Source organism: Rhodohalobacter sp. 8-1 (assembly GCF_038150125.1).
Taxonomy (GTDB): Bacteria; Bacteroidota; Rhodothermia; order Balneolales; family Balneolaceae; genus SW132.
In genome coordinates this window covers 92,911-106,970 of sequence record NZ_JBBVMF010000004.1, presented here as the reverse complement: position 1 = coordinate 106,970, position 14,060 = coordinate 92,911, and the positions used below count along the sequence as shown (strand labels likewise).

At 43.9% G+C, this 14,060-nt stretch carries 5 protein-coding genes; all 5 read right to left on the bottom strand.

Going from position 1 to position 14,060, the window contains the following annotated elements:
- Positions 1-25 precede the first annotated feature (25 nt).
- Positions 26-475, bottom strand: a complete 450-nt coding sequence (locus AABW11_RS05110; RefSeq protein ID WP_340103710.1) for an Hsp20/alpha crystallin family protein — start codon at positions 473-475, stop codon at positions 26-28.
- 528 nt (positions 476-1,003) lie between these two features.
- Positions 1,004-1,675, bottom strand: a complete 672-nt coding sequence (locus AABW11_RS05105) for a response regulator transcription factor (protein ID WP_340103709.1) — start codon at positions 1,673-1,675, stop codon at positions 1,004-1,006.
- A 44-nt stretch (positions 1,676-1,719) separates the two neighbouring features.
- The gene (locus AABW11_RS05100) at positions 1,720-3,114 is read right to left on the bottom strand and encodes a PAS domain-containing sensor histidine kinase (RefSeq protein WP_340103708.1); all 1,395 of its coding nucleotides are present in this window, start codon (positions 3,112-3,114) and stop codon (positions 1,720-1,722) included.
- Positions 3,115-3,958: 844 nt separating this feature from the next.
- Complete coding sequence (locus tag AABW11_RS05095; protein WP_340103707.1) at positions 3,959-5,146, bottom strand: chemotaxis protein CheB; 1,188 nt, start codon at positions 5,144-5,146, stop codon at positions 3,959-3,961.
- Between the two features lie 165 nt (positions 5,147-5,311).
- Positions 5,312-14,002, bottom strand: a complete 8,691-nt coding sequence (locus tag AABW11_RS05090) for a GH36-type glycosyl hydrolase domain-containing protein (protein ID WP_340103706.1) — start codon at positions 14,000-14,002, stop codon at positions 5,312-5,314.
- Between the last annotated feature and the right edge of the window lie 58 nt (positions 14,003-14,060).

Sequence of the window (14,060 nt, the reverse complement as noted above, 5' to 3'; positions counted from 1 at the left end):
TTCGGTACTATCGAAAATTCAACATTCAGCTGACTTCAATTGATTTTGGTTTTACAACTTCAGCTTTGGGAATCATAACTTTCAGTACCCCATCTTCAAAGGAGGCTTTGATGTCATCTTCTTTCACTTTTTCAGGAAGCATGAAGGATCTGTAAAAACTGCCGTAGTATCTTTCCTGACGAATGAAATCATCTTTCTCATCTTTCTCTTCTGATTTCCGTTCTCCTGTGATCGACACTCTGCCATCATGGTAGCTGACTTTAATGTCGTTTTTATCCATTCCAGGCATATCCATCATAACTTGATATCTCTCCTCATTCTCCGTGATATCAGCATTTGGCGTCCATGTACCTAATGATCGTCCGCTTTGCTCACGGTTCCATGAGAATGGCACTAAATCATCAAAAAAATGATCCATCTCACGCCGCAGGGTATCAATAGTGTTGGGTCCGTTTCTGGTTTTTGTAAGTTTCATAATAGTACCTCCGTTTGATTTTGTTTTTGGTGAAAAAAAAGCATCCCGTTTTATTGGCTGGTTGCTAAAATCAATTAAAGCAGAATTTGACTGAGTCTATGAAATCACAGTCTGAAACTTTTTGTAATACATAAGAGAGATAATGTATCAGGATTCCTTTACAAAAAGGTTCTTTATGAACCGTTTAAAACGATGCCTTGCGACTATTTGAGATTTTTTAGTCTTTGCAGAAATAAGTTCATTGTTACAAACTACCGGATATTATCAGGGGTACACATCCCGTAGTGAAGAAAGCAGCAAAAGATCTACGAGAATAGCTGTACGCTGAAGGGTTTCTTTCAAAAAAATTCTTTCCGCAGGTCTGTGTTTTTACCAAACTCTATTGTGAACGTGACATTGAAATCTTCACGTAGAGTATATACGATTTGGTTCTTTGTAGCTATGGGCTTGGATTACGTAAAAATCTATAGTTTTGAAAGACCCTTTTATGTCGTAACGAAAGTTGCTTATCCTGTTTTAAAGCCAAACTTATTGCTTAACAAACTTCTCATTTTCCACCCATTTAACAGCATAGTAAATGAGTTCTGTTGAATTTTTGAGATTTAATTTCTCTTTGATCCTGAAGCGATACGTTTCTATAGTTTTAATCGCAAGATGGAGCTGTTCTGCAATTTCGGAACTGCTTTTGCCTCGTCCTGTAAGATCAAAAACTTCCAGCTCTCTGTCACTTAATACATCAACAGGAGATTCAGATGCCCCCGATTTACCTGTTATTGCATTCTGAAGAAGTTGTTCACTGATCTCTTCACTTACAAAAATCCCTCCGTTTAAAATTTTTTTAACAGCTTTGAGAAGGATTTCACTCGGTTCAAATTTCATTACATACCCTTTAGCCCCGGCCCGCAGGGCTCTTTCTGCATACAGGGAGACTTCATGGCGAGAGACAATCAAACACGGAAAAACAGGAAATTGAAATAGAAGATTCTTAACGAGCTCAATGCCACTCATTCCTGGCAACGACACGTCAACAATGATAAGATCAGCTTCCAGACTTTTAAAGTCATCTAAAACATCTTCCGCTTTTTCAAATTGTGCAACTACTTCGTACCCGGGCTCAGACTCCAGTGTACTTGTCAGTCCTTTTCTCATTAACGGATGATCATCTACAATTACGATCCTTTTATTAAAACTCTGTGCCATGGTTAATCCGGTTTTAAATTTTGCAAAAGGCATTTTAGTTCATACTACGTGAACTGTTCGTAACTGAGCGGAACTATGCACTTGACCATCGTCTTGTTAAGGTCCGTGCGAACCAGATCAAGATTTCCTCCCATCATTCTCGCTCTGTGTTTCATAATCTGAATACCTTTTCCGTTATGATCTTCCGGCAGATTGGTAAATCCTACACCATCATCCTGGACCACGACCGAGAAATGGCGGTCGTTCTCCGATAGCCGGACATCAATGTTTTTAGCGTTTCCATGCTTTACAGCATTATTAATTGCTTCCTGAACAATTCTATAAAGATGAAGTGCTCTTGAGTGATTTTCGATCTCAACGCCTGATCCGTTCTCAAGGTTACAAGTTACCCCAGTCATTCTCTCTGTTTTCTTGCAAAGCTCTTCAACTGCGAATTGCAATCCTTTTTTCTCAATTTCAACCTGTACCATATCTCTGGCAATGGAACGAGCTACACCATCTGCTTCATTAATCATTTCGGCAATTTCTTTCACCTCATCAGCTCCCGGTACTGCATTGGCATGAAGTTTCCTTGCCAGGTTCTCTGCAAGCATCCTGATCCCTGTCAGCATCTGCCCTAATCCATCGTGAAGATCTCTGCCGATACGTCGTCTTTCTTCATTACCAATTTCTATTATGCGATGTTCTAGTTTCCTGCGCATGCTTAAATCTCGTATAATGCCTGCAAACATCTGATCTCCGTTACAAACAATTTCACTTACGGCGAGTTCAATAGGAAAGATGGTATGATCTTTTTTTAAGCCCTGTGTTTCCTTACCCTTATCAGTAACTTTCCTTTCTCCGTTGAACAGATTGCTGTCGGTATGTTCATTCTGATTAATTTGATAATGATAAGGCATTAACATTTTTAGGTTTTCACCTAAAAGTTCATCAGATTCATAGCCGAACATTCTTGACGCTGCTTTATTAACAGAAAGTATCTTCCCGTTAGAATCGGCGGTAATGATGGCATCAGTACTTGTACTGAATATGGCTTCAGCTACGGCTTGGGTGTGATTGAGCCGTGTTTCGGTATTCTTCAACTTGTCTATATTTACAAGTGTGATAACACAATGCTGCGGCCTGCCTTCAGAATCTTTTACTACTTTAGCTCTTACTTCCAGCCATATTGATGAACCTTGCTTGTGGATTCCATGCCAGCGCCCCTTAACAGGTTCAGAGAGGGAACATTTTTGAAGAAGTTCTTTTAGCGGAAGGTCGCTTTTATCATCAAAAAGCACATTTATAGGGCGGCTTATAATCTCTTGTTTTGAATATCCAAATATCTCTTCATTTGCAGTATTCCAAAACAGGATGTGACCCCTCTTATCGGTCAAAATTACGCCATGAAGAATATTATCCAGAATACCTTTTGTTTGTTCTGTGAAATAGTTGCCCATGACACTCTCCTATTTTTTACAATATACAAATTATTAGATTCAGATCATTTAATCGCCATATGTTATCGTGATAAAGTCAAAGCAGAATCTGCCTGCGTTACTTTACTCTACTATTTGATTTTGAGCCGCCCCTAACGATCAGCTCAAAGTGAATGTATATCAATTTTGACCCATTCACTCTTGTTGTTACCGGACCTATCCCGGTGTTTGGTCAGAATAAAATCCAGAGAGGCCAATAGAAAATGGATTTCCAAGTAAATTGATCTCCTTAAATTAAGATTTCTCTCAGCTTCAGCTCTACCAGTTCTTATAACTCACCTCCGTCTATTCCCTACTCGGCCTTGGTACGAATAGGAGTTTCATAATAAATCCCTGACCTCATAAAAGTTAAGCTAGTGTTGCGTCATATATGTTCTCGCATGCGAATCATCGGATGAGTCACCCCTGAATACTATACTGATCCGTTATACCTCGAATTTTCGAAAAACTCACCCTAAAATCGTTCGGGGTTATACAACATTTCATATATGAGATGACACTAACCGGAACTTATTTTGTATTTCTCACAATCTCTAAAGCAGAATTTAATGACGAGCATTTCCAGTGAATATTCCCGCTGAGCCAAATTTGATGCAGGGGTACTCTCAGGCTGAACACCTGCAAGCAGAATCATTCTGAGGTGTTTCATTGACCGGCTTAAAAAGACGATCTAAAAGAGGGCTTTGCTAAACCTGACTGCAGCGTAATCAGGCGCTTTTGCACGCCCTTTAATCGCTGAAAAAAATCGGAGGATAGTTATCAGAATACAGATGACAGTTGCTGGAAGGGTTTTGCAAAGCCATCCTCACATTGTCATACCAACACCAGGTTCTGACATCGTCCTATAATCCGGGTTGATTGAGACCTGAGCATTTTTATAATCAGATACATTTTGCAGCGACAGCTGTTTTAAAAGATCCGCTATCTCCTGCGGCATAAATTCAGCAGCCATCTCTTTAATTTCACTATTAAATATTTTCACCTTTCGGGGTAGTTCTGATACCAATGCACTTTCCTTGCTCTCGAGCAGCAGTGTTCCGCCGTGTTCTAAAACGGCCAGTGCTCCCAAAACGCCATCATTTCCCATTCCCGACAGTAAAATTCCCAGCACGTTACCGCCGTATTCCTGAACGGCAGAACGGTATAAAACATCAATAGAAGGTCGGCACTTGTGCTCCCTGGGACCTTTATGCAAAACTAACTGTTTACGGCCCTTATCATTCTTTATGACGGTATGAAAACCACCTGGTGCTATATAGACATTACCAGGAGCTGGTAAACATCCGTTTGAGGCCTCCTTAACAGTTAGATCTGATTGCTTGTTAAGATCTGCAGCGAACTCTTTTGTATAAACTCCGGGCATATGCTGCACTATAACAACTGGCACATGTAAATGCTTGGGAAGTGACGAAATAACTTTATAAAGTGATGAAACACCTCCCAAACACCCACCAATAGTTATTAAGTCGATGTTATCTGGAGCCATTAGGCCCACATTAGGAAAAGACTCCTTCGATACTGCCCGCTCGGTTTTATCTTTTTCCCCATCTACCCGGTACTTGTGGTTTAGTCCTGATATGGTCTTCAAAAGTGGCATCACCCGTTTATGAAAATGCCTTTCGGCAAACAGTAGCCCAAAACTATTTTCGGGTTTGGTTACATAATCTATAGCGCCATATTTTAAGCCCTCGATAGCCACAGCCGCTCCTTTCTTATTGAGTTGGGTCATCAACACAATAGGCAGATCCGGATGTCTGTCTCTAAGCTTGTAAAAAAGTGTCATCTCATTCGAATCCAATTCATCCACCCCCAGAAACAGCAGTGCGGGCTTCTTATTTTCCATCCTGGAAATCACGGTTCCATAATTAGCTTTATCGGACGAGTATGATATGAAAACGCGTCTCTCTTTATGCAAAATATTTGCTAAAACCCGCCTCATCAGTACGTTCTGATCAATAATAAAAACTGTGATAGGATTTGTTTGCTTTTCCACGTGATTTCAGTTTTTTAAAGATTTAGATAAGCCTCTCAAATCTTAAAATATCACAATCGAGCCATACCTTTGGTAGGCCAACTCCCAACTAAAAAGTAGTGCATCCCTGAGACATCTTGTAATAAATACATTACAACCGCCATGGCCTTTCTACGTTTCCGCCGATTACTTAGCAGATGCAAGTATTAACGACACTGTATGAATCTGCCCATCTTTTTTAACGGGAATAGATCTCTCTTCACTGATGGATTTTTCCGGCTTACCATCAATTTCTCCATACAATTCCCCCGTTACGAGGCCATCCGGGTTTTCAACATGGATCTTGTACTCTGTGGCGCCATCATCAAGCTTAAGATGAATTTCAAACTCTTTCCATGCAGAGGAAATTGAAGGTTTAATTAGGATCGAATTCTTTTCATAGCTGAACCCGAGGATCGATTCCAGTGCAACACGATAAAACCACCCACCTGAACCGGTATACCAGCTCCACCCCCCCATCCCGATCAAGGGCGCTTCCCCGTAAACGTCAGCTGTTATTACATAGGGTTCAACTTTAAATCTTTGCACATCCTCCGGCTTTAAAGCATGATTTACAGGATTAATCATATTCAGGTATTGTACAGCCCTTTCTCCCATGCCTTGCTCTGCCATTGCTTTGATGAGCCAGAGAGCGGCGTGTGTATACTGACCGCCATTTTCCCTTACCCCCGGAATGTAGCCTTTGATATATCCCGGATTCTTTTCGGTTGCATCAAATGGAGGAGTAAGCAGCCGGATAATACGATCCTGTTCCGATACCAGGTATTTTTCTGCCGACAACAGTGCCGATTCAGCTTTTGCCGCATCAGCAGCTCCGGTAATTACCGCCCATGCCTGAGATATGGCATCAATCCGGCACTCTTTGTTATCAGATGAACCCAGCGGTGTGCCGTCATCATAGAACGCGCGTATAAACCAGTCGCCATCCCATCCCTCCTTGTTAAGGTGGTTATGCAGCTGATCTGCCACTTTATCGTAACGTTCGGTTCTTTCATCTTCTCCACGAGCCGCTGCGTAATCTTTAAATCTTTTCAAAATTCCATAGAGGAAAAAGCCCAGCCATACACTTTCACCTTTCCCACCTTCCCCCACACGATTCATTCCATCATTCCAATCACCCGCACCGATCAGCGGCAGGCCATGTTCCCCAAACTTCAGTGAGACCTCAATCGCACGGCAGCAGTGTTCAAAAATCGAATCCTGCTCATCAAGTTCTTCAGGATTCAGATACACTTCATGTTCATAATCCTCTAATGCGCGGGCTTCAATCCAGGGTGCTTTTTCATCAAATATCGATATATCTCCGGTTGACCGGATATAAAAATCGGTTACGTAGGCAAGCCATAGCCTGTCGTCTGATATTTTGGAGCGGATGCCCCTGCCGCTTGGCGGATGCCACCAGTGAAGCACATCTCCTTCTTTGAACTGTTTTCCGGCATGTAACAGAATCTGGCTTCTCGTGATGGATGGATCAACGTAGAGCGCGGCGGCAGAATCCTGAAGCTGGTCCCTGAATCCATAAGCTCCTCCCGCCTGGTAATAGGCCGTTCTGGCCCACATTCTGCAGGACAGGTTTTGGTACATGAGCCACCCATTCATCAGCAGGTTCAGCGATTCATCGGGCGTGCTTATAGTAATTTTTCCAAGCTTTGATTTCCAGAACTGTCGAACATTCTCAAGAGAATTTCGGGCCGTTTTTTGGTCACTGTATTTGTCAATCAATGCCTCAGCCTCTGAGTCTGTTTTTGCTTCACCCTCCACAAAATGAAGATTTTTGCTTTCGCCTGGCCTCAGATTAAGCGTGACCTGAAATGCAGCACAGGGATCCGGCCCGGGATCAGAGTATCCATCAAGTTGTATATCTGATATAACTGCTTTTGGCTTATTCAGTGACATATTCCGACCAATAAAAGCCTGCCTGTTGGTTGTAAAACTAAGCTCATCAGCCTGCTCAAACCCTCGAACAGATGAAAAAGCCACACGGCCCGCAAATTCATTATTGTAGTTATTTCGCGCTAAGATTGTGGCCCCATCATCAATCACCTCCTGTGTTACCGTCCGGCTTGCACGGTTTCTGCTTACGCCAAGAACTCGCTCCATATACCTGAATACTGATATCTGCCTCTCTTTGTCCCCGTTATTTTCTATTCTGAGCATAGAAATTTTCACCGGGTCGTTCTCATCTACAAACTGCACCAAATGGTGTTCCAGTTCGTCAAACGCATGCTCGTATCGTGTAAATCCAAACCCGTGGACAATCTTGTATGGACCGCTGCCGGCCGCCGGGCCAGGCGCAGGCGACCAATACTTTTTTCTTCCTTCATCACGGATATAGAACGCTTCAGAGTGAGGATCTGTCACAGGATCGTTCGACCATCCGGTGAGCTTATTCTCCCTGCTGTTTTCACTCCAGGTGTACCCTGCACCTTTCTCTGTTGCGATGAAACCGACATTCTGATTTGAAATCACGTTGATCCATGGCGCAGGCGGGTATTCGAGATAACCTGTGCCGGGATTAGGCTTCACCATGATGTGGTACTCGTCTCCGGCTTCTGAAAAGCCTCCAAAACCGTTGAAAAATTGCAGATTTTCTGCCTGATCTTCACGCCTTTCATCATCTTTATCCTCTTGATACTCGGGCAGCGTAAACTTTTCCTCTTCAATATTTAATAGCCAGGATTCGGTCTCATATTCACGCTTCATTTTTTTGAAATCGGGCAGCTTGTTTTCGAAAATCAAGTGGGCAACAGCAGATACAAGTGTAAGGTCTTCATTCGGCATTTTATCCGACCTGTGAACAAAAACACCTGCGCGTTTATCAAGCATATCCCGTTCCGATGAATTCTGAATTGCATTAATGACACCCTCCTGTAACTCATCGATATAGCCGGGAGCATGGTCATTAATAATCATCAATTCCGTGTCTACACCTTTTGCCCGCCAAAAACCGTGCGCCTTCACCAATGTTTTCACATTTTTAATTTGATCCATCTCTTTTATTCTGAACACCACAAGCGGATAATCTCCGGAAATACCATATGCCCACAGATCCTGCTGTTTCCCTTTATTTTCCCGCAGCTTACGAACATCAGCCCTAAAAGCCCTGTCGGAGTAAAGAACATATGAGGCCAATTTTTGAAAGCTATGGGCTTCTTTTGATGTCACTCCCAAATGGTTGAGCTCCACAGAACTAAACACTTCCGCAAGGTCAAACGCGCGACCTGCTGCATGCAGATTATCATAAACGTCTGCGAGCTGTACTGCCTGATCTCTCGACTCCGCATAGCCGACACCGAAGATCAGATCTTTTTTCTCCCCGGGGCCAAGTTTTATTGTTGTATGCAGGCTCATAACTGGATCCGATATATTTCCGAGTGAACCGGAAAGACGGCTGCCCGGATCCATAGCTGCAGGGTGACTCAGTGTCCTTCCGCGTCCGATAAAAACGGACCGGTCTGTTTCGAACTGAAGCGGCTCAGTCAGGTTATCGTGCTTATCACCGGCAAAGGTGTGAACCATCCAAAGCGGTTTTTCATCTTCGCTCCTTGGCCTTCGTTTTGCGAGGATGGCGTGATGCTCGGCAAGATAATCGGTTTGCACAAAAAGCTTCGAGAAGGCAGGATGGGAATTATGACTTTCCAGCTGGTTTAACACCACTTCTGCATAGCTGGTTATGTCCAGAATTCGGTCTTCCTGCGAATAATTTGTCAGAGTGAGTTTTCTAAGCTCTAATGGATCGTCCGGAGAAACAATAATGGTGGTTGTTGTTTCAATCCAGTTGTCAACCCGGGAGGTTACAATTTTACCATTATGGAACCAGGTGTCGTAACGATCTGGCTTTCTCTTTACAGGCTGATGCATTGCTGACCAGAATTCCCCGCTCTCCTTATCCCGGATGTAGAAAAACAGGCCAAGGGGATCAATTACCGGATCGGGATCCCAGCCGGTCAGCGTTCTGCTATTAATTCGTGAAGAGCCCGTACCTGCATGTGTTAAAAACAATGAGTAGTCTCCATTAGACAGCAGATGAAGCCTGGGAGGCGAGATATCCAGTTCATCAATGCCGGCATGTTCAACAACCCGTTCCACTTCCTTCTGCTCGCCAGGCTCCAGCTCTACGTCTATCGGGTGCGGCTCTTTAACCGGAACGCCTCTCGGTACTTTTTCCTGGAGGATCAGTTCACACCCTCTAACACGTGGATCGCTGTGAAAACTCTTCTGAACCTCCTCGTTATTTAATACGTTTTCAATTGACAGAAGGCTCATACCATGGTGATGCACCATATAGGTTTGCACCCATTTACATTCGGTATCTTTGGTCATGTGTGCCGGTGTGTAATCAATTGCATCATAAAATCCGTAGCGCCCGAGTCCCCCAAGCTCTTCCAGCCTCTTAAGGTTTTTCAATGATGCCTCCGGGTCAACCATAAGCGATAGCATTGAGGCGTAAGGTGCTACCACATAATCTTCCGTAAGGCCGCGACGGAGCCCCAGACCCGGAGCGCCGAATGCCCTGTATTGGTAGTGCATCTCGATATTTAAAAAGTAGTATGCGCTCTCCGAGAATCCCCAGGGTCGTTTTCTTTTTTTCCCGTACTCCCTCTGCCACCGGACTACGTTTTCATCTGTATGATTAAGTAGTGTATCGGGATATGTTTTCATGAAGAGCAGCGGCATCAGGTATTCAAACATTGTTCCGCTCCACGATAGCAAAATCTCATTTTGATTCAAGCTGGTGAGCCGCCGGCTGAGCCTGAACCAGTGCTCTGCGGGAATATCACCCTTAGCGATCGCAATATAGGACGCAATTCGTGCTTCGCTGGCAAGAAGGTCGTAAGTGCCTTCATCGAGCTGTGATTTTTCCACATTATATCCGATACTGAAAAGCCCGCGCTTATTCAGGTAGAGAATCGAAAAGTCCATCTCATCAATAAACCGGCCGCATAATTCCTCGATCTTATCAGCGAGATACATCCACTTATTTAGTAAACCGGTGGCCTGGGAATCTAAAGCATTACCTTCAGCAACCTCTATTAGTTCTTGAGGTGAATAATTTCTGATGTCCGTAATCGCAGGATCACAAAGCTGTTTCATCTCATCAATTGCCTGCTCAATTAAACGCAGTGGCCGTTCCTGCCAAAACAGTATATCGTGCATGATTGAATCACTCAGTTTGCTTCCCAAAGGCAGCAAGTCGATGGAGGTTAGACTTATTGCTTCAGCTTTCAAGCTCTTCAGTAGGTCAAGATTCTTTTGAGGTGCACCTTTGTCACGGGCTTTCAAAAGTCCAAGCATTGATTCACTCAGCATGTGCACTCTTTTCTTAAAATTCCGAGGTAGTACATCCTCATCCCAGGCATCGTACATCACCTCGCGTACGGTAATCACAGTATCTATCAAGCCTTCCCAGATCTTATGATTTATACCTTTTTTATGCATGGAACTACGAATGGATTGCCGAATTGAAATAAGTCCGGCTGCAAGATTTCCCGAATCAACCGCTGAAATGTATTTCGGGTAAAGAACTTCTCCCAATCGTGTTTCGTACCAGTTGTAGAAATGCCCCTGATGGCGCTCAAGATGCTCCATTGTGCTTAACGTATTTCGTACTCTCTGCAATAGCTCACCAAGGGTAATATAACCCATGTTGTAGGCCACCTGTGTTGCCACCAGAGCAAGTCCGATATTTGTGGGTGACGTTCTTGCTGCAACCGGTAAATTAGGCTTTTCCTGGTAGTTGTCGGGGGGCAGCCAATTTTGCTCTTCATTTACATAACGTTCGAAATAGAACCAGGTATGGCGTGCATATTTACGAAGATCAGCTTTATCTTCCTCCGAAAGTGAATAGCCTTTCTTCGTAATAGGTCTGCTGATTAACCACAACCAGATAGGGGCTCCCGTCCATGCAATAGAAAATGGCACCACAATCCAGAGATAGTGCTGAGCCGTTGCAATAGCCACAATCAAAATTGTGATACCAAGCACTATAGGAATGATTTGACTTTGGATATACGCCCCCAGAGAGTTCGGGCTGGTGAATTCGGTATGTGATGCGGTCGTCCATTCAAGCAGTGATTTACGCGATATTTTAAGTCGGTAGAACGTACGCAGTGCGGCATCAAGCTGTACAACCGCCTGGTGAGGCAGGATGATTACGACACTAAGTGCCTGAAGTGTGTTTATTCTTAGATTGGCTCTTACCTTTTCAAAATAGAGCTTCCATTTTACACGGGCGGGACGGTTTAATATATCGCTGTAGAGGCTGACATAGATCGGGAACGCCAAAATTCCAAATGCAGCTGCCGTCCAGATCCAGGCGCTGCCCGGCAGCAAAAACCACCCGGCTATAAAAAAGACTGTCAAAAAAAATGGGTTCAGAGACCTGCGCAGATTATCAAAAATCTTCCATTTAGACAGTAAATTAATAGTATTTCGCTCTTTCCCGTCTTTGAAGGGGACACGGGGAAATAGCCAGGCGGCAATCTGCCAGTCCCCCCGGGTCCAGCGGTGATTACGTTTGCTATAGCTCATATAAGTTGTCGGGTAATCATCGAACAGTTCAATGTCCGTTGCCAGGCCGGCCCTAAGGTAGGTGCTTTCAATAAGGTCGTGCGATAGTATTCTGTTTTCCGGAAAACGGCCATCAAGCACTGTGTGGAAAGCTTCTACATCATAAATCCCTTTTCCCGTAAAAATTGCCTCGCCGGCGAGGTCCTGGTAGATATCAGACACCGCGGTTGAGTATGGATCCAGCCCGACATTGCCGGAAAAGATCCGGGAAAACCAAGTTTTCCGTGACGATTCGGGCGGAATAGAAATTCTTGGCTGAATGATACCATACCCTTTTGTGATCCTCTTTTTATCTGAATCGTAGCGCGCACGGTTCAGCGGATGTGCAATTGTTCGCACCAGGTTCCGCGCACTGTCGGGCGGCAGCTTCGTATCTGCATCAAGGGTAATGACAAACTTAACAGGTAACATCTTAACTGTCTCAATAAAATCTCCGCCTTTGTGCGAGTAAGTTGTTTCCGCATCCGCATTACGCAACAGCCTGTTAAACTCCTCGAGCTTACCCCGCTTTCGCTCCCAGCCCATCCATACTCCCTCCTGTTCATTCCAGCATCTTTCACGGTGCAGGAAAAAAAATTTATCACCATATCGCGATCGGTATTTTTTATTCAGCGCTGCAATGGTCTCCCTGGCGGTATCCAGTATTGCCTTGTCTGAATCTTTCTCTTTAACAGAGGCATCCGTAAAATCAGACAATAGGATAAACTGGAACGCCGGATCGGGATTAGCCAGCGAGCGTATTTCAAGATTTTCGACCTGTCGACGAACGTCCTTTGGGGACGTGAACATCGTTGGAACTATCACAACCGTTCTTGATTCGTCAGGAATATTATCTTTGTATTCCATTTTTGGCAATAACCTGGGAGGTAAAAGAAATGCTAAAAAACGGTTTACTGCCGATACAGAAAGGTCCAGGGCCGGAAAAAGGGCTACAGCAAGCACCAATGTTGCTACCAGGGTGGAATTGCTCATTGAGCCGGTAACCCCCCATAAAATTGACATCAGAATAATTGTAGTAACGATAACCGACGTTACATACCATGCCGTATTTTCCTCGAGTATGCGATTCAATCTCTCACGAAATGTCATCTTATAACCAAGATGCTTTACCAGCTTCTTATACCCTCCTCCTTTCAAAAAATATCCCACATGACTGCGGGCAGTTGAGGCATTTTGGAGAGGGGTATCCTCACTATCGTGTTTACTCTCCCTATCTACCATCTCGAGTACCTGCTCGGCAACCTCTTTTTCACTGTGGCCGGATCTCCGGCTGAGTCTTTCCACCACACTACGATAGCTGTCACGTGACTGAAAATCTATATCAGAATACACTCCTGCAGAATCAAGGCACAGGATTTTCTCTACAACCGAATTTTGTTCGACAAAGTCTGACCAATCCGACTCTGAAGATTTCCGAAGTGAATGTACCGCATTCTGTATACTGACCTGCAACCTGGATTGCTTCTGTGCTTCAATCTTCATTGCCTCTTCAAGCGTCATGTCGTATCGACGAAACCTGAACACTAGCCACCGTTTTTGCTCGTCCCATAAACGGCCTGAATTCTGGAGCTGATTGTAGATCTCAACAAGATATTGTGGTTCTTTGCTATCGCGCTTGTCTTTTAGCCATTTGGATACCACACTTGAAAACACCCCCGGTTCCTCCTGGCTCTCTTCATCTAGCTCTTTTAACAGGTTGTTGACCTCATCTCTCACGCGCTTGCGGGCAAGTATACCAGATGCTTTTTGGGATAGTTTTTCGATGAGGATAAGGCGAACCATGATTGGAATTGCCCAAAGTTCACCCATCATCAGGGTCCGTTTTTCCTGGTATTTTTTAATATATTCAGCAAATACGTCCAGATCCACTACATTATCGGTATGATTCAGCAGGTTCAAAACCAGTTCATACACTTTGGGGAGCCCGCGGAACTCTCCATTTTTAAAAAGTGGTAGGCTTTTTTGGTACTCTTTAGGAAAATCCACCCCCACCTGAACAATCTGCTCCTGTATGATGTAAAAGTTATCAATAAGCCATTCGGCGGCAGGTGAGATCTCTTTATTTGATTTGGCGAGCTTTGAGAGTTCTCTGTAAGACTCTTCTAGAATCTTCCTGGACTCCTTCAAAACCGGACTCACCGGCTTATACCGAGTTCCATTTTCCAAGGCAAGATGATTTTCCGCAAGCCTGACGGCACTCTCTTTTAAAAAACCGATATTAAATGAAACCGCATTATTTTCTCTCATTTGGCATCAAGTATTATCGTTAATGCAACATATATTTAAATATCCCAAGCACAATCTT

Bases quoted from the DNA above. Each gene is read 5' to 3' on its own strand.
- AABW11_RS05110 (WP_340103710.1), bottom strand. From the start codon at position 475: ATGAAACTTACAAAAACCAGAAACGGACCCAACACTATTGATACCCTG.
- AABW11_RS05100 (WP_340103708.1), bottom strand. From the start codon at position 3,114: ATGGGCAACTATTTCACAGAACAAACAAAAGGTATTCTGGATAATATT.
- AABW11_RS05090 (WP_340103706.1), bottom strand. From the start codon at position 14,002: ATGAGAGAAAATAATGCGGTTTCATTTAATATCGGTTTTTTAAAAGAG.
- AABW11_RS05105 (WP_340103709.1), bottom strand. From the start codon at position 1,675: ATGGCACAGAGTTTTAATAAAAGGATCGTAATTGTAGATGATCATCCG.